Source organism: Micromonospora aridisoli, assembly GCF_056150025.1.
In genome coordinates, this window is the sequence record NZ_JAXCFK010000008.1 from 210,863 (window position 1) to 234,384 (window position 23,522).

Below are 23,522 nucleotides of genomic sequence, written 5' to 3' on the forward strand. Positions count from 1 at the left end.
GGATATGTGTCAGCGCGGACCTCGGCACCGTTGCCGGCCCGGGGCGGGCCGTCCCTACGAACTGTAGTCGCCGCTCGGTACGCCGCACACCGCGGCCCGCTACCGGTCAGTAGCCGTCGTTGAGGGAATCGGCGTTCGGCCCACCGTCCGAGACCGTGGCGCCGCCGATCAGGTCGACCTGCCCGCCCCGGCTGTCCCAGCACCGGGCGCCGGTGGCGTGCACGGCGACCAGGGTGAGACCGGCCGTCACCGGACCGTCGGGAAACCAGGCGTCCAGCTCCGGCTGCCACAGCCGCTCGGCGCGCCCCTGGTCGTGCTCGTCGCGGGCGCTGCCGGTGATCGACGCCCAGACCCGTGTCCCCGGGTCGCCCAGGCTCACCTCGACCTCCGGGTTGACCCGCAGCTGGCGGACGGTCGCCGAGGCGGCGTACGCGAAGAACCACAGCTCCCCGTCGAACTCCGCCCGCTGGAGGGTCATCGGCCGGCCCACCAGCCGACCGTCGAGGGAGATGGTGGTCAGGGTGCAGATCCGGGCGGCCCGGATCAGTTCCGTGATCCGGGTCCGGGCCTGTCGCCCACCGATCGCCCCACCGTTCACTCCGGTACTCCCCTGCCCCCTCTTCACGCCGGCACTCCCTAGCCTCGGCCCATCGGCGAATGCGGTGCCCGGGACAGCACGGGTCAAACCACCGAAATACCGGATCTCACGAACCGGTCATCGCCCGCCACCGGGCCAGGTTGTGCCGGGCGTCGACCAGCGCGTCGTGCCGGGCCGCGGCGGCGTTGGGCAGTGGTGGCCGCCCCCGGTCGTCCCACAGCTGCCGCAGTTCCTTGGTGTACCGGGGGATCTCCCGGGGCAGCGCGGGCATCGCGCCCCACAGCTGCGCCAGCACCACATGGTCGTACGCGGCGTACCAGGCCCACAGCTCCAGTTCCTCGCCGGGCCGTCCCCGGATCGGCTCGACGAGGAAGTCGTACAGCTCGTCCCGGATGCGTTCCCGGGACCGCCAGGACGGGTCGGCCGGGGAGGGCAGCTTGTCGAGCACGTTGCGGCGGACCCAGGGCACCGCCCGGGAGGCGTCGAACTCGGTGGAGACCGCGTAGAACTCGCGGCCGTGCTCGTCGACGACGCCGATCGACACCAGCTCGACGGTCCGGCCGTCCTCGATGAACTCGCAGTCGTAGAAGTAGCGGTAGGCCATCCCCGTCATCCTCGCCGACGGCCACTGCGGCCCGTCGCCCGGGTCGGCGCCGCCGGGAGCGCTTCCACGGACTGCCGCGGGGACACGCCCAGCTCGAACCGGTCACGGAAGTGATTTGAGGGGTGTACAGCACGCGACCGGACCGTCATGATCTGATGTGTTACCGCTGCCGGACGCCGAACGGGTGTCGGATCACCTCGTCAGGGCCGCCAGGCTCACCCGGTGAGCGAGTTGGGGTCCTTGACCGGGGAGGGGTGGGGCCGTGGAGATGCGCCTGCCGGAGCCGGGCGACGCGCTCACCGGCGTGGACATGTTCGCCGGGCTGGAGCCGGAGGTGCGTCAGCGGGTGGTCGCCGCGGCGGTGCCCCGGACGTACCGCAAGGGTCAGCTGCTGTTCGTGGAGAACGACCCCGGCGAGTCGCTGATCATCCTGCGTCGGGGCGCGGTGGCCGTGTTCCGGACCGCGCCCACCGGTGAGCGGGCGATCCTGACCGTGATGCGACCGCCGGACGTGCTCGGCGAGGTCTCCCTGTTGGACGCCTCGACCCGGTCGACCTCGGCCGAGGCGATCGAGGACACCGCCGCGCTGGCGTTGTCCCGGCCGGCGTTCATGGAGCTGGTCCACTCGAACGCGCGCATCCTCGACGCGGTGATGCGCTCCCTCGGCGCCCTGATCCGCCGGCTGACCGAGCAGAACGCCGACCACGTCTTCCTCGACCTGCCCGGCCGGGTGGCCAAGACCCTGGTCCGGCTCGCCGGGGAGAGCCAGGCCCCGATGATCACCATCGAGCTGAACCAGAGCCAGCTCGCCGAGATGGCCGGCGGTTCCCGGCAGAGCGTCAACCAGGCGATCGGCTCGTTCGCCAACCGCGGATGGCTGCGGACAGAGGGTCGGCGGATCGTGGTCACCGACGTACCGGCGCTGCGCCGCCGCGCCGGCATGAACGAGCGCTGAACCGGGGCCGGTGCCGCCGCGCCGGCACGGCGGGCTTCACCGGACGAAGGACGCAACGTACGAGCGGGGCCGGGACGCTCGTCCCGGCCCCGCCACCGTCCACCTGGTCAGGGCTTGGTGCTGCCCGGCCCGACCCAGTCCGTGCCGCCCGGTCCGACCCAGTCGGTACCGTCCTTGCCGCTGCCGGGCACCTCGCCGACGATTCCCTGCGCCTGGAGCTGAGCGAGGGTGGCGGCGTCCACGTCCACCGAGTCTCCGGCGGAGTGGGTGACCCCGTTGCCGTCGGTCCAGTCACTCTTCAACATCACGTACACCATGGAGCTGTCCCCCTGATCAGCGGTCGACGAATCGGCTGCCTGAATCTAGCCGTTCCGAAGCGTGGTGAGCTGCCCGGCTGAATGTCCACAAGCCAACAGCCCGGTACCCGACAGTGCCTCGGGCGGCGATACTCGATGCTGCGCCCCGGGGCGTCGGGGGCCTGCCAGTGGAGGATGTCATCGCCGCGCAGTGTGACCGGTGTGGACGTACCGCCGCCGAGGGTGACCGCTTCTGCGGTGGCTGCGGCGCGGAACTCGGTGCCGTCTGCCCGCACTGCCTGCGCCCGCTCGCCCCCGACGTCGCCTTCTGCACCTCCTGCGGCGCACCACGCGCGGGCACCGACCGGCCGGTGACCATCAACCAGGAGGATCGCCGCCGGGTCAGTGTGCTCTTCGTCGATCTGATCGACTTCACCCCGTACGTCGAGCGGGCCGATCCGGAGCTGGTCCGCGGCATGCAGACCGGCTTCTTCTCGGCGGCCCGACGGGTGGTCGGCCAGTACGGCGGGGTGGTCGAGAAATACATCGGCGACGCGGTGATGGCACTGTTCGGCGCGCCGGTGGCCACCGAGACCGACGCGTTACGGTGCGTGCGGGCCGGATTGGAGCTGCAGCGGGTGCTCACCCGGTTCACCCCCACCGGCACCGACGGGCTGCGTTTCCGGGTCGGGGTGGCGACCGGGGAGGCCCTGGTCGACGTGGCCGCCGCCCGCGACGGTGGGCAGGCGATCGTCGCCGGCGACGTGGTCAACACCGCCAGCCGGTTGCAGTCGGCGGCACCCCCCGGCGGGGTGCTGGTCGACGGCGCCACGCACGCGTTGACCCGGGACACCATCCGGTACGACGAGCAGCCCCCGGTCACCCTGCGGGGGCGGTCTGCGCCGACCGAGGTGTGGCTGGCCCGGTCCGCGGTGCGTCAACAACCCACCGACCGGGAACCGGACACCACCCCGCTGATCGACCGCGAACATGAGCTGGGCATGCTGGTCAACGCCCTGCATCGCAGCCTGCGCGACCGCCGGCCCCAGGTGGTGACCGTCTTCGGGCGCGCCGGCATCGGCAAGAGTCGGCTGCTCCGCGAGCTGCACCGGCACACCGAACGGCTGGTCGACGAGCCGCTGACCTGGCGGACCGGCCGATGCCCGCCGTTCGGCGAGAACGTCACGTTCGCCGCGCTGGCCGACATCGTCAAGGCCGAGGCGGGCATCCTCGACACCGACCCGGCCTCCAGCGCCGCGCAACGACTCGCCGCCGCCGTCGGCGAGCTGGTCGGCGTCGCCGGGCGGGACCGGGTCGCCGACGCGCTGCGTCCGCTGGTCGGCCTGGCCGGTAACCCGCTGCCGGCGGAGGAGGCGGAGTCGGCATGGCGACGGTTTCTGCTGGCGCTCGCGGCCCGCCGCCCCACCGTGCTGGTCTTCGAGGACCTGCACTGGGCCGACGACGCGATGCTGCGCTTCGTGGAGCTGCTCGGCGCCGCGGCCCGGGACGTACCGCTGCTGCTGCTGTGCACCGCCCGCCCCGAGCTGGTCGACCGGGATCCGAGCTGGGCGGGGACCATCACCGGCTCGGTGACCATCACCCTGCCGCCGCTGCGGGACACCGGCATCGCCGCGCTGTACGCGCACATGTTCGGCCAGGCCGCGTTCTCCGCCGATCTGTTGACCCCGCTGGTCGAGGTGGCCGGCGGCAATCCGCTCTATGCCCACGAGTACGTCCGGATGCTGATCGAGCAGGGCACGCTGCGGCAGTCCGGACGCGGCTGGTCGCTGGAGAAGCGCCTGGACCTGCCGATGCCGGAGAGCGTGCACGCGGTCATCGCCAACCGGGTCGACCTGCTCGACGCGAAGGACCGGGCGGTGCTGCTGGCCGCCGCGGTGGTCGGGGTGCAGTTCTGGCCCGGCGCGGTGGCCGCCGCGCTCGGGCAGCCGGTCGAGTCCGTCGAGCGTGCCCTGCGCCGACTGGAGCAGCGGGACTTCGTCCACGAGCAGGCCGCCTCCACGATGGCCGGTCAGCCGGAGTACCGGTTCCGGCACGTCCTGGTCCGCGACGTCTGTTATCAGCGGTTGCCCCGCACCGAGCGGGTGGCCCGGCACGAACGCGCCGCCGACTGGCTGGACACGCTGTCGCAGAGCCGGGACACCGATCTGGCCGAGGTGCTGGCCCACCACCGCTGGGCGGCGCACGAGATCGCTCGCTCGCTGGGCATGGAGACCCGCCGCTACGCCGGTCCGGCGCGGGCCGCGCTGCACCGCGCGGCGCGCCGGGCGTACGCGCTGCACGCGCTGGACGCCGCCGCCAGCCACGCCGCGCGGGCCCTCGGCCTGGCCGACGACTCCGACCCGGTTGGCCGGCTCCAACTGGAGCTGCTCAGTACCGAAGTCTCGTTCCACCGCGACGGCAACGCCTTCCTCTCCGGCGGCGGGTCCGATCAGGTGCAGGCGCTGGCCGACCGGCTGCTCGCGTACGGCGACGAGGCGTGCGCGGCGCGGGCCTGGACGCTGCTCGGACAGGCGGCGTGGCTGCGAGCCGACCGGCCGGCGGCGTTGGCCTGCCTGGACCGGGCGGTACGGCTGTTCGAGCCGCTGCCGGACAGCGCGCAGAAGGCCGACGCCTTCGCCGAACTGGGTCGGCTGCACATGCTCAACTACGAGCGGGACCCGGCGGTGGCGGCGGCCGACACGGCGGCGGAGATCGGCGAGCGGTTGGGGTTGACCGAGATCCGCACCAACGCCCGGATCACCGCGGCCACCGCCCGGTATCAGGCCGGCGACCGGGCCGGACTCGACGAGTTGTACGCGATCGTCGAGTTCAGTCGGGCCGGTCAGCTGCTCGCGCTGCCCCGGGCCACCCAGAATCTGGCCTACGCCGTCTGCGAGGAGGGCGACTGGGTCCGTTCCGACGCCCTGCTCTCGGCCGTGCCGGCCCGCACCGCGAGCGGGCAGACGCTGACCACCAGCTACTCCAGCGAGGCGATGCGGGCCTGGTTCGAAGGGGACTTCGGTCGGTTGCTCGCCGCCGCCGAGGCGTTCGTGGACACCCCGACCGGCAGCTGGGACATGCAGGTGCGCGGCCTGCGATCGTGCCTGCTGGTGCTGCGCGGCCAGCCGGTGCCGCCGGGCCCAGCCCTCGATGCGTCGACCGACGGGACGCCGCCGCGCGACGACGTGGCCGCCGCGCTGGACACCGCACGGCGCAGCGGCTTCCACCGGCTGCACTGGACGATGCTGGCGATGGGTGCGCTGTGCCGGGCGGTGCAGGGGCGTCTCGACGAGGCCACCGCGCTGGTCGAAGAGCTGGCCGGGTCGTGGGCGGCGGTGCCCGCGCTGGCCAGCGGCGAGTGGATCGCCGCAGCCGGTTGGGCGGCCAGCCTCGCCGGGCGTAAGCCCGCGGCCCGGGTACGCGCCATGCTCGACCAGGTCGGCCACCGTACGCCCTGGTCCGAGGCGGCGCTGCGAACCGTGACCGGCGCGCTGGCCGGAGCCGACGGCGACCACCGGCACGCCGCCGAGCTGCACCTGGCCGCCGCCGAGATCTACGCCGGCATACCCGACGTCACCGACCGGATGCTGGCGCTGACCTTCGCGGTGCGCGAGATGGCGGCCGGCGACGACCACGCCGCGGCCGGCGCGTCTCTGGCCGAGCTGCGGGCCTTCGCCCACCGCAACGCCGCCCCGGGACTGCTCGCCCTCGCTCACCCGCCCGCCGGCGCCGCACGGACCCTCGCCTCCTGAAGCGCTGCGGTCAGGCGGCGACGGGCGTGGCGGGTGGCGCGGGCTGCGTCTTGAGCTTCTGGGCGTAGACGTCGACGTACTCGCGGCCGGAGAGTTCCATCAACTCGTACATGATCTCGTCGGTGACCGCGCGCTCGACGAACCGGTCACCGGCCAGACCGGCGTACCGGGAGAAGTCCAGTGGCGGACCGAACCGGATCCGGACCCGCGCCAGCTTCGGGATGAGCTGGCCGGGCGGCTGGATCTCGTCCAGGTTGAGCATCACCACCGGCACGACCGGAGCGCCGCTCTCCAGTGCCAGCCGGGCCACCCCGGTCTTGCCCCGGTAGAGCCGCCCGTCGGGCGATCGGGTGCCCTCCGGGTAGATGCCGGCGATGCCCCCGGCCCGCAGCACCTTCAGCTGGGTGTCCAGCGCGGCGCGGGCGGCCCGGCCGCCGGAGCGATCCACCGGGATGGTGCCGGTGCCGGTGAAGAACATCTTGGTCAGCCAGCCCTTGATCCCCTTGCCGGTGAAGTACTCGGCCTTGGCGACGAAGGTGACCTTCCGGGGCACGATCAGCGGCGTGAAGATCGAGTCGGAGAAGGATAGGTGGTTGCTGGCCAGGATGACCGGGCCGGTGGCCGGTACGTGGTGCAGGCCCTCCACCTGCGGCCGGAAGATCAGCCTCAGCAGCGGGCCGAGGATGACGTACTTCAGCAGCCAGTACAGCACCGGCGTCCCTTCCCCAGGTTCTGGTCACCGCGGCCCGTACCGGGTCGGTGATCTGTCACGAGCCTACGAACCGCCGGCCGGCCGCGGCAACGGACGCCCGGGCCGAAATCACCGTCACGTTGAGTGCGGATCGACTCACGCCAGCACGTCCCCCACGCCACGCTTTGCTCTGCTTCAATCCACGCATGGGTCACTGTCCGTGTCGGTCGTCGCGCGGAACCCAACGTTGCCCATGTTGCCGCGCCTGGTCAGGACCCGTTGCGTCCGTTGAAGCAGAGCAAAGCGTCGGTATGGCATGCGGTGCCGGAGCGTCGTTCGACACGGAGGGTGGCCGTCACCCACGGTCGCCCACCGGGTGACATGCGGGCGCAAAGGGTCCGGGCGCAACCAGCGGTCGGTCGACGCCGGCCGTACGCCGCGCCACAAGGCACTCCCCGAACCCACCCTCGACGTGTCACGATTCAGGGCACGGGGCGTGCGGGGGCGCGTCGAGGGGCTGCGGGGCGCGCCGGTGGCGCGATGAGGAGGATGTCCGGTGTCAGCGGGTGGGGCCCGCCGGGGACGGCGGGACAACGGGCTCGACGCGAGCGAGTACGCCATCGCTGGCGACGTCGACCCGCGCGTCGGCGAGCACCTGCTCGATGTGCTGGCCGCCGGAGGGATCGCCGCCTACCTGCAACCGTCGGCCGACCTCAACCCGGTCACCCGCACCACGACCGTGCCGCCCCGACCGGTGGACCGGCTCTACGTGGACCGGTCGCACCTGAGCACCGCCCGCGACTACCTCAGTCAACTCGCCGACGAGTCCGGTGCCCCCCGCTCCGGCGAGGAACCGGACATCGACGCCGAGTGGGAGCGGATCGTCGCCGGCTTCCACAACCCGCCGGACACCGGCGACCACCCGTGGCCCGCCGCCGAGAACGTGGACGATCCGGCCGGGCGGGGCGGTGGCACCACCACCGCCACCCGGCCGGGCGGCGAGGAGCCCGGGCCGACCGCCACGGACGTACGCCGACTGCCGTACGCAGCCGACATCTCCGGCGTCACCGTGGGGCGTGGTCCCCGGGACGGGGAAGGCCCGTCACTGCTGGACGGCCTGGACACCTTCGGCGCGGATCTGCCCGACGACCCGGACGCCGACGAGCGCTACGTACCGCCGCCGCCTCCGCCGCTGCCCCGGGTGTCGAAGTTCGCGCTGGCCGGGGTCCTCGCCGTGGTGCTCGGCTTCGTGCTCTTCCTCTTCCCCGACCTGCTCCCCGCCGATCAGGGCATCGTGACGCTGCTCGGCTTCACCGGCATCCTCGCCGGTTTCGTCACGCTGGTGTGGCGGCTGCGCCCCGGCGACGCCGACGACCGCGACCCCGACGACGGCGCCGTGGTGTGACGGCCGGCCCGGGGACGCGGACGCCCACCGGACCCTGAGCCACCGCGCAGGGTAGCCGCCCGGATACCGGGACGGCTACCGCCCGCGCCGAGGTGCGTAACAGTGGTGTAACTTACTGTCAGTAGGAATACCGCAGTACGTCACATCCCCCGCCGACTGCCCGGTTGTTCCTTCCTCGTGGCGGTCACACCCCTGCTGATCGGAATGCCCGAGATGCGACAGAGCTCCCTCGTGGTGGTGGCCAACCGCCTACCCATCGACGACAGCGTGGCGCCCGACGGTGCCTGCGAGTGGCGCCGCAGCCCCGGCGGGCTGGTCAGCGCGCTGCACCCTCTGCTGCGGCACACTCCCGCGACCTGGGTCGGCTGGGCCGGCGGGACCGGCCCCGCACCCGCCCTGCCCGACATCGACGGGGTGCGGATGAAGTCCGTGGCACTGACCGAGGACGACCTGCGCGACCACTACGAGGGCTTCGCCAACGCCACGCTATGGCCGATCTATCACGACGCGGTAGAGCAGCCGCAGCATCATCGGCGCTGGTGGGACGCGTACCAACGGGTCAACCAGCGGTTCGCCGAAGCCACCGCGCAGGCCGCCGAGGAAGGCGCGGTGGTCTGGGTACAGGACTACCACCTGCAACTGGTGCCGGGTTTGCTCCGCGCCCTGCGGCCCGATCTGCGCATCGGCTTCTTCCTGCACGTGCCGTTCCCGCCGCCGGAGCTGTTCATGCAGCTGCCCCGGCGGGCCGAGCTGCTGCGCGGGATGCTCGGCGCCGACCTGGTCGGCTTCCAGCGCGCCCAGGCCGCGCACAACTTCGCTCAGCTGGTGACGAAGGTGCTGGACCTGCCGGCCACCGACCGGCGGATCGGGATCGAGGACCGGGTGGTGCGCATCGGCGCGTTTCCGGTGTCGATCGACACCGTGGAGATGGCCGCGCTGGCCGACCGCCCCGACGTTGCCGATCGGGCCCGCCGGTTACGCCACGACCTGGGCAGCCCCGACCAGGTCATCCTCAGCGTCGACCGGATGGACTACACCAAGGGCATCGAGCACCGGCTCAAGGCCTACAGCGAGTTGCTCGCCGGCGGCCACGTGAAGGTCCACGACACGGTGCTGGTGCAGGTGGCGGTGCCCAGCCGGGAGCGGGTCAGCCAGTACCAGATCCTCCGGGACCGGGTCGAGCGGGAGGTCGGGCGGATCAACGGCGAGTTCGGCCGCGTGGGCGAACCCGCGATCCACTACCTGACCCAGCCCTTCGACCGCGCCGAACTGGCCGCGCTCTACCGGGTCGCGGACGTGATGGCGGTGACCCCGCTACGCGACGGCATGAACCTGGTCGCCAAGGAGTACGTCGCCGCCCGGGTCGACGACACCGGCGCGCTGCTGCTCAGCGAGTTCGCCGGGGCCGCCGCCGAGCTGCCGCAGGCCTATCTGGTCAATCCGCACGACCTTGAGGGGCTCAAGCAGGGCCTGCTCGCGGCGTTGCGGGCCGACCCGGCGGACGTGCGGGACCGGATGCGGGCCATGCGCGCGCACCTGCACGAGCACGACATCCACGCCTGGGCCCGCTCCTATCTGTCCACTTTGGACCAGAGCGGTTCGCTGCTCACCCGGCTCGGCGGCAGCTGACCCGGGCCCCGCCGGTCACGGCCGGTCGGCGCCGGCCGGGTCCTTGAGCAGCCAGTCGAGGATCGCGTCGATCGGCTCCCGCCACCGAGCGTCGAGCATCAGGTCATGCCCCATGCCGGGGAAGAGCAGGGGAGCCGAACCGTACCGCCGCGCCGCGCGGGTCAGCGCCGACGCCGGCACCACCCGGTCGTCCGGGCTGCCCAGTACCAGCACGGGCGGGTTGCCCACCGCCGGCTCCGGACCCGCCCCGGTCAGCAGCTGCCACTGGGCCCGCCGGGCCGCCCGACCCAGCCGCGCGGTGTACCGCCGGGCGTCGGCGTCGGGCAGTTCGTTGCTGAACAGTTGCCGGCGGCTCAGCCGCAGCCCGCCGCCGAACACCGCCGGCAGGGTGCCGATCGGGTTACGACGCAGGGCCGTGCCGAACGTCGCCCAACCGCCGAGGACCGGCGCCGCCAACACCGCCGCCCGCGCCGGATAGCGGGCCAGGGCGTGCGCCACCACCAGGGCACCCGCGCCGTGCCCCACCAGCACCGCCTGGCGCGGCAGCTCGGCCGCCACCTGGACCACGTCGTGGGCGTACGCCCGCAGCGTCGCCTCCGGTGCCGGCTCGCTGCCGCCGTGCCCACGCAGGCTCACCGCGTAGGCGCTGAAGCCACGGGCCGCCGCATGTCCGAGCCAGTTCTCGGCGTACGCCCAGGCACCGTGGCCGAAACCGGGCACGAACAGCAGTGGTGGCCGGCCCTCCTCGAGTTGCGGCACCGCGCTGAGCACCTCGCGCCGGACCGGACGCACCGGCCGCGCCCACTCCCAGCTGCGCATCACCCGCTCGCCAGCGCCCACGGTCATTTGCCCTCCAGGTCCCGCAGGGCGCGCTCGAGCGCGCGCAGGTAGTCGGCGTGCCCGACCTCGAACCAGTGCCGGGTCGAGTCTTTGACCTGCGGCGAGTAGCGCTCACCGGCCCCGGCCCGCACCCGAGCGGCGAAGGCCGCGGCCCGCTCCGGGCGGGTGGCACGCAGGCGCAGCAGCCGGGCGAAGAGCACCGCCTGCCAGTGCGCCAGGGTGAAAATGCCGGAGTCCGGCTGGAGCAGCCCGGTCACCGCGAGGGTGGGATGGTCGGGCACGAGGGAGTTGAGCCACAGCCGGGGCCGGCCGACGCCCTCGTCGTCGCCGAGGATCTTCCCGTCGAGGAACTCGAAACGCGGCAGGTAGCCGGTGGCGAAGACCACCAGTTCGGGGTCGATCTGCCGACCGTCGGTCAGCTCCACCGAGTGCGGGTGGAAGCGTCCGACGTCCGGCACCGGGGTGATCGCGCCGTGGCCCACGTGGTAGACGAGCAGGCTGTTGGCGATCGGGTGCGTCTCGTACACCCGGTGGTCCGGCTTCGGCAGCCCGAAGCGGGTCAGGTCGCCGACGGTCAGTCGCAGCGTCCGGTGGTAGAGCCACTGTCGTACGCGCAGCGGCACCCGCAGCGCCAGCAGCGTGTCGTTGACCTGGTCGGCGGGGCGACCGAAGACGTACTTCGGGGCGTACCAGTAGCCGCGCCGGGTGGAGTGCCAGCAGCGCGACGCCTGCTGGGCGGCCTCCACGGCGATGTCGCAGCCGGTGTTGCCGGCACCCACCACCAGCACCCGCTTGCCGCGCAGCTGCGCCGGGTCCTTGTACGACGAGGCGTGCATGACCTCGCCCCGGAACTGCTCCAGCCCGTCGTACCGGGGCAGCTTGGGTGACCAGTTGTGCCCGTTGGCGATCACCACCGCGGCGTACCGGGAGGTCCGCTCGGGGCCGTAGCCGCCGGTGCTGCGGGTGGTCACGTCCCACCGGTCGTCGGCCACCGGCTCGACGCGCACCACCTCGGTGCCGAACCAGATGTGTCGACGCAGGTCGAAATGGTCCGCGTAGCGCTCGAAGTACGACAGCAGCTGGCTGTGGTGCGGGTAGTCCGGCCAGTGGTCCGGCATCGGGAAGTCGGGAAACTGCGTGAACGGCCGCGACGAGATCAGGTGGGTGCTGGCGTACACCGGGCTGCGGTCGTGCCGCCAGTTCCAGGCGCCGCCGACGCCGGTCTCGCGTTCGTAGCAGTCGACCCCGAAGCCGTGCTCGGCGAGGTTCTTGACGGCGGTCAGGCCGCTGGCGCCGGCGCCGATGACGCAGACGGTGTCGCCCCGGTCGGACACCGGGCCGCCGTCGCGGCTGCGGGCGAGCGTGGTCGTCTCCGGATCAGGCCGGCCGGGCTCGGTGGGGGTGGGCACCGGGGGTCTCCTTCGTCTCGGCACGAATGCCGGGTCGCGCGAAATCCTCTCCACAACGGAGCGGGATGTCCAGCCCGACGGCCACTCAGGCGGTGGCTGGCAGCAACAGGTCGGCCAGGACCGGGAAGTGGTCGCTCGCCCGCCGGGTCAACGGGTTGTCCACCACGTCGTAGTCGACCACGGTGATCCGGGGGTCGACGAACAGCGCGTCGATGCGCCGGCGGGGATCCGCGCACGAGTAGGTCAGCCGGTCGGCCCGCTCGGCCGCCACCGCCGCGTCGGTCAACCCGTCGGCGACGGTGCGCCACGCCGGTCCCCCCGGCTCCTCGTTGAGGTCGGCGGCGGCGATCACCGGGTGGGGGGCGGCGGCCAGGTCCCGCTTGAACAGCTCGGCCTGGCCGGGGCGTTCGGCCGGATCCGTGGACAGGTGCGACCCGGCGACGGTGAACCGGGCCGAGGTGCCCACCCGGCAGTCGGCGTACGCGGCGCCGCGCAGGTGCCGGCCGGGGGTGAGCGGGAAGCGCCGGCAGCGGGTCCCCATCACCCGCACCCGCAGGCTGGTCAGCACCAGGTTGCCCAGCGACGGCAGCCCGCCGGTGGCGACCACCAGGCCGAACGACTCGGCCAGCGCGGCCGACTTCTCCCGCCACCGGAACCGGCGCGGTCCCTCCTGGACGACGACCACGTCCGGTGCCACCTCGCGCACCACCGTGGCCAGCGCGGCGGTGTCGTCGCGCTGGCCGTGGACGTTGTACGACAGGACGCGCAGCGGCACGCCGAGGTCGGTCACCGGCTGCGGTGTCGAGGACACCGCTAGATCCGCCGGGCCAGGTCGGCCGCGCCGATGACCCCGGCGGAGTTGCCGAGTTCGGCCGGGCGGATCTCGGCCACCGGCAGTCGGCTGCGTTGCGCCAGAGCCTCGGTGAACGAGCGACGGGTGGGGCCCATCAACAGTTCACCGGCGTCGATGACGCCACCTCCGACGACCAGGATCTGCGGGTCGAGGATCTGCGCCATGTCCGCCAGGCTGGTGCCGAGCCAGCGCCCGACCTGCGCGAACGCCTCCGCCGAGACCGGGTCGCCGCCCTTGGCCGCGGCGGTGACCATCGGGCCGGTGATCGCCTCGGCGTCCCCGTCGGCCAGCTCGAGCAGCGCGGCGGCCCGGTGCGGCTCCTGTCGGGCCGCGGCCCGGGCGAACCGGACCAGCGCGCTGCCGCTGGCGTACTGCTCGATGCAGCCGAGTCGCCCGCACCCGCACTGGTGGCCGTCGGGGACGGTGAGCATGTGGCCGAGTTCGGCGGCGATGCCGTTGGCGCCCCGCACGAGTTCGCCACCGAGCACGATGCCGCCGCCGACGCCGGTGCCGATGGTGAACATGACCATCGAGTCGTCGGCGTGCCGGGCGGCGCCGTAACGGAACTCCGCCCAGGCCGCCACGTTGCCGTCGTTCTCGACGATGACCGGCAGTCCGACCGCCGCGCTGACGTACGCCCGCAGGGGCTCGTCGCGCCAGGCCAGGTTGGGAGCGAAGAGCACGGTGGCGCGGCTGGCGTCGATCCAACCGGCCGCGCCGATGCCGACCGCCCGGATGTCGTGGCCGGCGGCCAGCTCGGCCACCAGCTCGATGATGACGTCGCGGGTCTTGCCGACATCGTCGGCGGGGGTGTCCCGTCGGGTCTGCACGAGGACCGTGCCGGTGTCGTCGACGACACCGCCGGCCACCTTGGTGCCACCGACGTCGACTCCGATGGTCAGCGTCACCGCTGCCACTCCCCTCTGCTGTGCCACCCCGCGCACACCTGCCCTCGCCGGTGGTGCGGGTCGTCCCTGGTCAGGCCCCGTCGCCTGGTGCGCCCTGCCGCCCGCCGGGCACGGCACGGCCGTCCGGTGCGGGCTCGTCGCCCGGCGCGGGCTCGCCGTCGGGTACCCGGGAGGCGGGCACCACGCGACGGTCGGCCGGCGGCCGGCGGCCGGCCGGCGCGACCGGCCCGGCGGCATCGACGGGCGCGGCGGTCGAAACGGTGACGTCCTCCGCCCGGGTCGCGGCGGACCAGACGTCCCGCTCCGGTGCCGGCTGAGAATCATGCCCGGTACGGGTGGCCTCGCGCCACACGTGGTCGCCGTCCGGGTCGACGTCGGTGGCACCGGTGGCGTCGGAGGAGGGACCGGCGGGCGGCTCGGCGGGGCGACCGGCCGGTTCCGCGGAACTGAAGGCGCGTAGGAAACTGGCCAGACCGGCGGCCAGGTCCCCGGCGCCGGTGGCCAATCGTTCGGCGAATTCGGGACTCGGGTCCCGCAGGGCGGCGATACCCCGGCACACCGGACAGACGCAGCATTCGGCGGCGCCGGTGGCGAACCCACCCCCGGTGGCGCCGGCGCCGGGGGCGTCGTTGTGACCGAGGACACCGGTCACGATCCCACCGAGCGGGCCGAGGGGCACCGCCGCCGGGTTGGCGGCGGCCATCCGCACGGTGGCCAGCAGAGTGGCAACCAGCCGCTCCGCCTCTTCCCGGGCCGTACCCGGATCTGTCGCACCCATGCTGGGCTCCTCTATCGCGGCGACCGGGTCGCCGGACGCGTCACTGCGCCGCACCGGATGCTTCTACCCGGCGCTTGAGCTGCTTCAACGCGGCATCCATGATCATTTTCTCGGCCTTGCGACGGAACATTCCGAGCATCCCGACCGCGAGCTCCACCTCCAGGGTGTAGGTCACGGTGGTGCCCCCGTCGGCGTTGGCCACCAGGTCGTACGCGCCCCGCTGCGCCTTCTGCATCTTCGACGGGGCCACCAGGTGCCACTCGATGCGGGACAGATCCTCGGCGTAGGCGTACGCCAGCACGTACTCGTCGGCCATCACCCCGGCATCGAGGACGAAACGGACCTGACTGGCGTATCCGTCCTCGTACTCCTCGATCACCTCCGCGGCGCGGACCGCGTCGGTCCACTCCGGGTAGCTCGGGAAGTCACAGATGACCGCGGCCACCCGGTCCGGTGACGCGCCGATGATGATCGACTGGGTGGAGGAGTCCGCCATGCTGGGAGGCTACCCGTCCGGTGAGCGCCCGCGTGCCGCGCCGCCCCACCGCAGTGTGCTCCACGCCGACCGGACGGGTAGGTTTCGACAAAGCCACCGGCGCAGGTGGCGGCCCGACCCGGTCCCGTGAGCACGAGGGAGTGCAGGTGCGCGAGTTCTCCGTCCCGCCGATCGTCACCGTCGGCGATTCGGCCAACCTCACCGATCCGGTCTGGGAGAACGCCGAGACCGCGCCCGACGCGGTGCAGTTCGTCCGCCGCGACGCGGCGGGCGCCTGGGTCGACGTGACCTGCCGGCAGTTCCGCGACGAGGTCGCGGCGGTCGCCCGCGGGCTGGTCGCCGCCGGAGTCCAGCCCGGTGACCGGGTGGCGCTGATGAGCCGCACCCGCTACGAGTGGACGCTGGTCGACTACGCCATCTGGGCGGCCGGCGCGGTCACCGTGCCGATCTACGAGACGTCCAGCGCCGAGCAGGCGTCCTGGATCCTGGCCGATTCCGGCGCGGTGGCCGTCATGGTGGAGAGCACCGCGCACGCCACGCTGGTGGCCGGCGTCCGCGACCAGTTGCCCGCGCTGTCCCACGTCTGGCAGATCGACCTGGGCGGAGTGGACGAGCTCACCGCGGCCGGCGCGACGGTGGAGCCGACCGAGATCGAGCGCCGCCGGGCGGGGCTGCGCTCCTCGGACATGGCGACCATCATCTACACCAGCGGCACCACCGGCCGGCCCAAGGGCTGCATGCTGACCCACCGCAACATGTACGCCGACATCGCCAACGCCGTTCCGGTGCTGCCGAACCTGTTCGGACCGAACGCGTCGACCCTGCTGTTCCTGCCCCTCGCGCACGCCTTCGCCCGGCTCATCCAGATCGGCGTGGTGCAGGCCCGGGCCACCATGGCCCACTGCTCCGACACCAAGGACCTGGTCGCCCAGCTCCAGGAGTTCAAGCCGACCTTCGTCCTGTCGGTGCCGCGCGTGTTCGAGAAGGTCTACAACGGCGCCAAGCAGAAGGCCGAGGCCGCCGGCAAGGGCAAGATCTTCGCCCGGGCCGAGGCGGTCGCCATCGCGTACAGCGAGGCGCTGGAGACGCCCGGCGGGCCGGGTCTGGCCCTGCGCGCCCAGCACGCGCTCTTCGACCGGCTGGTCTACGGCAAGCTGCGGGCCGCGCTCGGCGGCCGCTGCCGCGACGCCATCTCCGGCGGCGCGCCGCTCGGTGCCCGGCTCGGCCACTTCTTCCGCGGTGTCGGCGTGACCGTCTGCGAGGGGTACGGCCTGACCGAGACCTCTCCCGCCGCCTCGGCCAACCTGCCGGGCTTCACCCGGATCGGCACGGTCGGCCGGCCGTTGCCGGGCGTGACCATCCGCATCGACGACGACGGCGAGATCCTCATCGCCGGCGACCTCATCTTCCAGGGTTACTGGCGCAACGACGAGGCCACCGCCGAGGCGATCACCTCCGACGGCTGGTTCCGCACCGGCGACCTCGGCTCGCTCGACGGTGACGGCTACCTGACCATCACCGGCCGGAAGAAGGAGATCATCGTGACGGCGGGCGGCAAGAACGTCGCCCCGGCCGTGCTCGAGGACCAGGTACGGGCACACCCCCTGGTCAGCCAGTGCGTGGTGGTGGGTGACCGGCAGCCGTTCATCGCCGCGCTGGTCACCCTCGACGAGGAGGCCCTGCCGGCCTGGCTGGAGTCGGCCGGACTGCCCGCCGACACCGGGATCGAGGAGCTGCGCCGGCACGAGGGGCTGCGGGCGGAGATCCAGACCGCCGTGGACCGGGCCAACCAGGCGGTCTCCAAGGCCGAGGCGATCAAGGTCTTCCGGGTGCTGCCGCGCGACTTCACCGAGGCGACCGGCGAGCTGACCCCGTCGCTGAAGGTCAAGCGCCAGGTCGTGCACAAGACCTACGCGGCGGAGATCGCCGACATCTACCGCGGCTGACTACCATCCGTCACGTGCCCGCCTCCACATCCGCCCTGGCCCGTTCGCACCCGCTCGCCGCGGCGGCGCGCGTGGTCGTGCTCACGCTGGTCGCCGTCCTGACCCTGTTCGCCACCCGCGACGTGACCCAGCTGTGGTGGATCGTCCTGCTGGCACTGGCCGGGCTACCGGCGTTGCTGGCTCCCCAGCACCGGCTGGTCGGTCCGCTCAGCCGGGTGGCGGAGGTGGTGGTGCTCGGTCTGGCCGCCAGCCAGGTCGCCGCGGTGGCCACCGTCGGCGGTCACATCGGCGGGTTGGGTGCCTCCGCCGTGCTGCCCTACCTCGCGGTGCCGGTGACCGTCACGGCGCTGCGCCGCCGCTTCCGCGAGGGCGCGGCGCTGATCGCCGTGACCGCCGCCAGCCTGCTGGTCGCCGGGGCGGTGACCGAGGTCGGTGGCGTCCGGCAACTGACCCAGCCCGGGTACCTCGCGGTCTGCGCGCAGTGGCTGATCCTGGCGGCCCTCGGGCTCTACGCCGCCGGCACGCTGCACCGGGTGATGCAGGCCCGGCACGACAGCAAGCCCCAGCCGTACGCGGAGGCGACCCGGCTGCTGACCCAGCTGCGTACGGTCGCCCGGCAGCTGCCCGGCGCCACCCTGGATCCCGGTGGGATCGCCGAGCACCTGTTGGAGGAGCTGCGCACGGTGGCCCGCACCGACCGTGGCGCGGTGCTCTCCGCCAGCGGCGGAGGTCGGCTGGTGGTGCTCGCTCAGCTCGGTGCCGAACGGGTCGACTGGGAGACCACCCTCGACGCGGACTCGGCGATCGCCGACGCCTGGGCCAGCCAGCAGTCCCAGACCGCGGCCCGCTCGCAGTCCCGCTCGCACCGCGGTGGGGAGGTCTCGGCGCTGATCGTGCCGTTGGTGGCCGGGTTGCGTACGGTCGGTCTGGTGGTGCTGGAGGCCGATGCCGCGCACGCCTATCCGTCACCGGTGGTGGCGCAGGTAACCGGGTTGACCGGCCCGGCGGCGCTGCGCCTGGAGGCCGCCCTGCTCTTCGACGAGGTGCGCTCGCTGGCCACCAACGAGGAACGGCAGCGGCTGGCCCGGGAGATCCACGACGGGGTGGCCCAGGAACTGGTGATGGTGGGCTACGGCATCGACAACGCCCTGGCCACCGTCCACGACGACGCCGAGGAGACCGCCGAGTCGCTGCGTCTGCTGCGCCAGGAGGTGACCCGGGTGATCACCGAACTGCGGCTGAGCCTGTTCGAGCTGCGCAGCGAGGTGGATCGGCACGGTGGGCTGGCCGCCGCGATCGCCGAGTACGCGCGCACCGTCGGTGCCTCCGGCGGTCTGCGGGTGCACCTGTCGCTGGACGAGTCCACCGCCCGGCTGCCCGCCGCCACCGAGGCCGAGCTGCTGCGCATCGCCCAGGAGGCGGTCACCAACGCCCGCAAGCACGCCGGCGCGTCCAATCTCTGGGTCACCTGCGAGGTGGATCCGCCGTACGCGCAGATCGAAGTGTCGGATGACGGTCACGGCATAGGTGACCAGCGCTCGGACGGGCACTATGGTCTTGCGATCATGGCCGAGAGAGCGGAACGTATCCGGGGCCGGTTGGAGATCAGGCCGCGGCAGCCGAGCGGCACGACCGTCGCTGTGGTGGTCGGTTCACCGCCCCGGCGCGATAACGTTCGCGGTAGCGCCGCCGCAGCAGAAGGGGAGTAAGCCGAGGATGACCACAAGCCCGACACCGGCAACCCGTACCAAGGTCCTCCTTGTCGACGATCACGACTTGATCCGCAAGGGCCTGCGGCACGCCTTCGAGCGCGACCGGCAGTTCGAGGTCGTCGGCGAGGCGGCCACGGCGGCGGAGGGCGTCCGGCAGGCCGGCGCCCTGCAGCCGGATGTGGTGATCATGGATCTGCGACTGCCCGACGGCAGCGGCCTGGAGGCCACCCGGGCGTTGCGCAAGTCCAGCGCGTCGATGGGCATCGTGGTGCTCACCATGTATGCCGGTGACGACCAGCTGTTCGGCGCCCTGGAGGCCGGTGCCAGCGCGTTCGTGCCGAAGACCGCGCCGGCCGACGAGGTCGTCGCCGCCGCCCGGCACGCCGCCTCCTCCCCCAGCGCCTTCACCGCCGCCGACCTGGCCGAGGCGATGAAGCGACGGCTCGCCCCGTCCGGTCCGCAACTGTCCCCCCGGGAGGGTCAGGTGCTGCGGCTGCTCGCCGACGGAATGAGCGTCGCCGGCATCGCCAAGCAGTTGTTCGTCAGCGAGTCGACCGCCAAGACCCACATTTCGAAGCTGTACGAGAAGCTTGGCGCGGCCAACCGGGCGCAGGCGTTGATGACCGCGCTGCGGCTGGGTCTGCTCGAGGCGCCGGACGCCCCGAAGTTCTGAGCGCGCCCCCGACGGGCACCGACGAGGATCCGTGTCCGCCACGGCGGGCACGGATCCGGCACATCGATCGTCCTCCGGCACTCACCCGCTATGGCCTCGCTTGCGAAAGCGGGGCAGAATACCCGCCGGGGCACAGTCGCCCCGAGGGCGTGCGAAGGGGTGAGGGGCATTGCAGCGGCCGGACTGGGCACCCGAAACGATCGACGTCGAACGTCCCAGCGTCGCCCGCATGTACGACTACTATCTCGGCGGCTCGCACAACTTCGCCGTGGACCGGGCCGCCGCCCGGGCGATGGTGGCGGCGGTTCCCCAGGCGCCGCTGATGGCCCAGGCCAACCGCGCCTTCCTGCGCCGGGCCGTGCAGTTCCTCACCGACGCCGGCATCCGGCAGTTCCTGGACATCGGCTCCGGCATCCCCACCGTGGGCAACGTGCACGAGATCGCGCAGCGACACGCCCCCGACTCGCGGGTGGTCTACGTCGACGTCGATCCGGTCGCGGTGGCGCACAGCCGTGAGATCCTGGCCGGCAACGACCGCGCGGCGGTGATCCAGGAGGACCTGCGCCACCCCGACCGGATCCTGGCCCATCCCGACGTACGCGCGATGCTCGACTTCACCCAGCCGATGGCCGTGCTGGTGGTGGCGGTACTGCACTTCGTCTCCGACGACGACCGGCCGGCCGAGGTGTTGCGGACCCTGCGCGAAGCACTGGTCCCCGGCAGCTACCTGGTCCTGTCCCAGGCCAGCGACGACGGTCGGGACGAAGCCGAGCGGGCCGAGGCCGAGGAGGTCTACCGGCGCACCGACAACCCGTTGTGGGTGCGCGGCCGGGCCGAGCTGACCGGCTTCTTCGAGGGATTCGAGCTGGTCGAGCCCGGCGTGGTGTGGGTGCCGCAGTGGCGTCCGGAGACGCCGGAGAGCGCCGAGGACGCCGAACGGGCGGTGTTTCTCGGCGGGGTCGGGCGACTCGGTGGGTGAGCCCCCGGACAGCCGGCCATGCGCGGGAGTGTTCGCCCGCGCCTGGGCGAAGGCGGTCGCGGGCACCAGCTATCTGCCGATGACCCACGCCCAGTTGGAGATGCTGCTCCAGCGACTCACCGACCTGCTGGCCGAGGCGTTGCGGGCGGAGCCGCTCGACCTGCGGGTGGGGCACCGGGTCGCCGACGAGTTGGTCGCCGCGCACATCGCCTCCGCCGAGGCGCTCGGCCGGACCGTGGAGGTGATCCAGCTCCGGTTGATCCGCGACCTCGACCTGGTCGCCGACGACATCGAGGACCGGATGGCCCGGCTGCTGGGCGCGGTCGCCACCGGTTACGCTCGCGCGCTGCGTGACCGGACCCTCGACGAGCAGGAGTCGATCCGGCGGGCCGCGTTGACCGCCCGTGCCGAGGCGGAGCAGGCGCTGCGCGCCAGCGAGGCCCGCTTCCGGCACCAGGCCACCCACGACCCGTTGACCGATCTGCCGAACCGCACGCTCTTCGCCGAGCGTCTCGCGGCCGCCATCGACGGGCCGGCCGGCAACGGCCGCCGGGTCGGGCTGTGCTTTCTCGACCTGGACCGGTTCAAGCGGGTCAACGACTCGTACGGACATCAGATCGGCGACCGGGCGCTGGTCGCGGCGGCGCGGCGACTGCGTCGGGCGGTCGAACCGCACCTGGTCGCCCGGCTCGGTGGGGACGCCTTCGTCATCCTCGTCGAGCGGTCCACCGGTACCGGGGACGTGGTCGCCGTCGCCGAGGCGGCGCTCGCCGCGCTCTCCGAGCCGGTGGTGGTCGACGGGCACGACGTGACGGTCACGGCCAGCGTGGGCATCGTGGAGCGGCGGGTCGCCGGCACCTCACCGGACGACCTGATGCGTGCCGCTGGCAGCACCCTGCACTGGGCCAAGGCGGCCGGAGGCGCCGGTTGGGCGCTGTACGACGCCGAGCGCGACGGCCGGGAACAGGCCCGCCAGGAGCTGAGCGCGGCCATCCCGGCCGGCCTGGAACGCGGCGAGTTCTTCCTCGACTACCAACCGCTGACCTCGTTGCACGACGGCACCCTGCTCGGGGTGGAGGCGCTGGTCCGGTGGCGTCACCCGCGGCTGGGCGTGCTGCGCCCGGACAGCTTCATCGGTCTGGCCGAGGAGACCGGGCTGATCGTGCAGCTCGGCGGCTGGGTGCTCGCCGAGGCGTGCCGGGAGGCGGTGGGCTGGACGTCACCGTCGGGTGAGGCGCCGTACGTCAGCGTCAACCTGGCCGTCCGTCAGGTGCGCCGGCCCGGTCTGGTGCAGGAGGTACGCGCACTGCTGCGGCGTACCGGCCTACCGCCGAACCGGCTCCAGTTGGAGATCACCGAGAGCACCATGATGACCACCTCCGAGGAGCCGGTGCGTGCCCTGCGGGCCCTCGCCGACCTGGGTATCCGGATCGCCATCGACGACTTCGGCACCGGCTACAGCAACCTGGCCTACCTGCGGGACCTGCCGGTGACCGAGTTGAAGGTGGCCGGCGAGTTCGTCCGTGGCCTGCGGGCACCCGAGGCCCGCGCCGACGAACGGATCCTCGCCTCGCTGGTCTCGCTGGCGCACGCGCTTGACCTGACGGTGACGGCCGAGGGGGTGGAGACCGGCGGGCAGGCCGAACGGCTGCGGGCGATCGGTTGCGACGCGGGCCAGGGCTGGCACTTCGGCCGTCCCGCCCCCGCCGACCACATCCTCGCCCGCATCCGCTGACGTGAAAGGAAGGGCCCCCTGTTAACGCCTGGCGTATAGCAGGGGGCCCCTGTTAACACCGGGCGGGGTCAGCCGGCGAGAAGGGCGGCCAGACGCTGCGCCTGGGTCTCCCAGCGCCACTCCCGCTCCACCCAGGCACGGCCGGCGGCGCCGAACTGGCGGGCGAGATCTCGGTCGGCCAGCAGGGTGGCCACCCGGTCGGCGAGTTGCGCGAGATCCCGACCGTCCACCACGAACCCGGTCTCGCCCTGGCGCACCGCGTCCGGGGCACCGCCGGAGTCGCCGGCCACCACCGGCAGGCCGGTCGCCGACGCCTCCAGGTAGACGATGCCGAGCCCCTCGACGTCCAGTCCCCGGTTGCGGGTGCGGCACGGCATCGCGTACACGTCGCCGGCCGCGTAGTGCGCGGGCAGTTCGGCGGCGGGCACCGAACCGGTGAAGACCACGTCCCGCTCCACCCCGTGCTGCCGGGCCAGCCGGGCCAGCGTCGCCCGGTACGGCCCACCGCCGACCACCAGCAGCGCGGCGTCGGGCACCCGGCGGCGGATCAACGGCATCGCCCGGATCAGCATGTCCTGACCCTTGCGGGGCACCAGCCGGGACACGCAGACCACCACCGGTCGGTCGGAGAGGCCGAGCCGGTGCCGCACCGCGCCGCCGTCGACGGACGGGTGGTAGACGTCGGTGTCCACGCCGGGCGCGAGCCGCCGCAGCTCGGTCAGGCCGTCCAGCGCCCGGGCCAGCCGGGTCCGGGTGTACTCCCCCAGGTAGGTGACCACGTCGGTGTCCCTGCCGATGCGCCGCAGCGCGGCCCGGGCCAGCGGCAGCGCCGCCCAGCCGACCTCGTGCCCGTGGGTCAGGGCGACCACCCGCCGGACGCCGGCCCGCCGGCGCAGCCCGGCGGCGAGCAGCCCGAGCGGTGCCGCCGCGCCGAACCAGACCGTGTCGCACCCGTACGACCGGGCCAACCGGGCGGCCCGGCGGGCCACCAGCGGGGTGGGCAGCAGCACCTTGGTGCGCTCACGCACCACCTCGAACGGCTGGTCGGCGTCGAACTTCTCCGCTCCGGCCCAGCTCGACGCGTAGACGACCACCGCACCGGCCGGCTGACGGACCGCGAGGTTGTGCACGAACGACTGGATGCCGCCCGGCCGGGGCGGGAAGTCGTTCGTGACCAGCAACGTGCGGCTCATGCCGGCCCGCCGCTACGCTGCGGGCCGCCATCAGGCACCAGGACGCTGCGTTGATGATTCGCTCGCTGAC

Annotated in this window: 20 protein-coding genes; 9 read left to right on the forward strand and 11 right to left on the reverse strand. The window is 73.0% G+C overall.

The window, feature by feature from the left end:
- Positions 1–106: 106 nt before the first annotated feature.
- Together SM447_RS18705 and SM447_RS18710 are read right to left on the reverse strand one after the other, a co-directional pair.
- Positions 107–625: a pyridoxamine 5'-phosphate oxidase family protein gene (locus SM447_RS18705; RefSeq protein WP_474574102.1), complete on the reverse strand. Its 519-nt coding sequence runs from the start codon at positions 623–625 to the stop codon at positions 107–109.
- Positions 626–704: 79 nt separating this feature from the next.
- Positions 705–1,202, reverse strand: coding sequence for a polyadenylate-specific 3'-exoribonuclease AS (locus tag SM447_RS18710; protein WP_474574103.1), 498 nt, complete (start codon positions 1,200–1,202; stop codon positions 705–707).
- A 262-nt stretch (positions 1,203–1,464) separates the two neighbouring features.
- Between SM447_RS18710 and SM447_RS18715 the strand changes: the two genes are divergently transcribed.
- The gene (locus SM447_RS18715; protein WP_093401197.1) at positions 1,465–2,157 is read left to right on the forward strand and encodes a Crp/Fnr family transcriptional regulator; all 693 of its coding nucleotides are present in this window, start codon (positions 1,465–1,467) and stop codon (positions 2,155–2,157) included.
- Between the two features lie 107 nt (positions 2,158–2,264).
- Here SM447_RS18715 and SM447_RS18720 read toward each other — a convergent pair whose 3' ends face one another.
- Positions 2,265–2,474, reverse strand: coding sequence for a hypothetical protein (locus SM447_RS18720; protein ID WP_474574104.1), 210 nt, complete (start codon positions 2,472–2,474; stop codon positions 2,265–2,267).
- A gap of 167 nt (positions 2,475–2,641) precedes the next feature.
- Between SM447_RS18720 and SM447_RS18725 the strand changes: the two genes are divergently transcribed.
- Complete coding sequence (locus SM447_RS18725; RefSeq protein WP_474574105.1) at positions 2,642–6,205, forward strand: ATP-binding protein; 3,564 nt, start codon at positions 2,642–2,644, stop codon at positions 6,203–6,205.
- A gap of 10 nt (positions 6,206–6,215) precedes the next feature.
- Here the strand turns inward: SM447_RS18725 and SM447_RS18730 are convergent, their stop codons facing one another.
- A complete protein-coding gene (locus tag SM447_RS18730) occupies positions 6,216–6,917 on the reverse strand; it encodes a lysophospholipid acyltransferase family protein (RefSeq protein ID WP_474574106.1) in 702 nt (233 codons plus the stop codon).
- 535 nt (positions 6,918–7,452) lie between these two features.
- Between SM447_RS18730 and SM447_RS18735 the strand changes: the two genes are divergently transcribed.
- Positions 7,453–8,301 carry a DUF308 domain-containing protein gene (locus tag SM447_RS18735; RefSeq protein ID WP_474574107.1) on the forward strand — a complete coding sequence of 283 codons (849 nt, stop codon included), beginning with the start codon at positions 7,453–7,455 and terminating at the stop codon, positions 8,299–8,301.
- A 213-nt stretch (positions 8,302–8,514) separates the two neighbouring features.
- A complete protein-coding gene (locus tag SM447_RS18740) occupies positions 8,515–9,930 on the forward strand; it encodes an alpha,alpha-trehalose-phosphate synthase (UDP-forming) (RefSeq protein ID WP_474574108.1) in 1,416 nt (471 codons plus the stop codon).
- 15 nt (positions 9,931–9,945) lie between these two features.
- On the opposite strand, the gene SM447_RS18745 is transcribed toward SM447_RS18740, so the two are convergent.
- From SM447_RS18745 to SM447_RS18770, 6 genes are all read right to left on the reverse strand, one after another.
- Positions 9,946–10,776: an alpha/beta hydrolase gene (locus SM447_RS18745; protein ID WP_474574109.1), complete on the reverse strand. Its 831-nt coding sequence runs from the start codon at positions 10,774–10,776 to the stop codon at positions 9,946–9,948.
- Positions 10,773–12,179: a flavin-containing monooxygenase gene (locus SM447_RS18750; RefSeq protein WP_474574110.1), complete on the reverse strand. Its 1,407-nt coding sequence runs from the start codon at positions 12,177–12,179 to the stop codon at positions 10,773–10,775. The genes SM447_RS18745 and SM447_RS18750 overlap by 4 nt, the downstream gene beginning before the upstream one ends.
- Positions 12,180–12,264: 85 nt before the next feature.
- Positions 12,265–12,990, reverse strand: a complete 726-nt coding sequence (locus SM447_RS18755; RefSeq protein ID WP_474574111.1) for an endonuclease/exonuclease/phosphatase family protein — start codon at positions 12,988–12,990, stop codon at positions 12,265–12,267.
- A gap of 2 nt (positions 12,991–12,992) precedes the next feature.
- Positions 12,993–13,940, reverse strand: coding sequence for an ROK family glucokinase (locus SM447_RS18760; RefSeq protein ID WP_474574112.1), 948 nt, complete (start codon positions 13,938–13,940; stop codon positions 12,993–12,995).
- 70 nt (positions 13,941–14,010) lie between these two features.
- Positions 14,011–14,718, reverse strand: a complete 708-nt coding sequence (locus tag SM447_RS18765) for a hypothetical protein (protein ID WP_474574113.1) — start codon at positions 14,716–14,718, stop codon at positions 14,011–14,013.
- A gap of 40 nt (positions 14,719–14,758) precedes the next feature.
- Positions 14,759–15,214 carry an SRPBCC family protein gene (locus SM447_RS18770; RefSeq protein WP_474574114.1) on the reverse strand — a complete coding sequence of 152 codons (456 nt, stop codon included), beginning with the start codon at positions 15,212–15,214 and terminating at the stop codon, positions 14,759–14,761.
- A 146-nt stretch (positions 15,215–15,360) separates the two neighbouring features.
- On the opposite strand from SM447_RS18770, the gene SM447_RS18775 reads away from it, so the two are divergent.
- From SM447_RS18775 to SM447_RS18795, 5 genes are all read left to right on the forward strand, one after another.
- Positions 15,361–17,160 (forward strand): AMP-dependent synthetase/ligase, encoded by a 1,800-nt coding sequence (locus tag SM447_RS18775; protein WP_474574115.1) that lies wholly within the window; start codon positions 15,361–15,363, stop codon positions 17,158–17,160.
- A 14-nt stretch (positions 17,161–17,174) separates the two neighbouring features.
- Positions 17,175–18,869: a sensor histidine kinase gene (locus SM447_RS18780; RefSeq protein WP_474574116.1), complete on the forward strand. Its 1,695-nt coding sequence runs from the start codon at positions 17,175–17,177 to the stop codon at positions 18,867–18,869.
- 7 nt (positions 18,870–18,876) lie between these two features.
- On the forward strand, positions 18,877–19,545 hold the full coding sequence (locus SM447_RS18785) for a response regulator transcription factor (RefSeq protein WP_007072219.1): 669 nt from the start codon (positions 18,877–18,879) through the stop codon (positions 19,543–19,545).
- Between the two features lie 169 nt (positions 19,546–19,714).
- Positions 19,715–20,524, forward strand: a complete 810-nt coding sequence (locus SM447_RS18790) for an SAM-dependent methyltransferase (RefSeq protein WP_474574117.1) — start codon at positions 19,715–19,717, stop codon at positions 20,522–20,524.
- 79 nt (positions 20,525–20,603) lie between these two features.
- A complete protein-coding gene (locus SM447_RS18795) occupies positions 20,604–22,259 on the forward strand; it encodes a putative bifunctional diguanylate cyclase/phosphodiesterase (protein ID WP_474574230.1) in 1,656 nt (551 codons plus the stop codon).
- A 68-nt stretch (positions 22,260–22,327) separates the two neighbouring features.
- Here SM447_RS18795 and SM447_RS18800 read toward each other — a convergent pair whose 3' ends face one another.
- Complete coding sequence (locus SM447_RS18800; protein ID WP_474574118.1) at positions 22,328–23,452, reverse strand: glycosyltransferase family 4 protein; 1,125 nt, start codon at positions 23,450–23,452, stop codon at positions 22,328–22,330.
- Positions 23,453–23,522 lie beyond the last annotated feature (70 nt).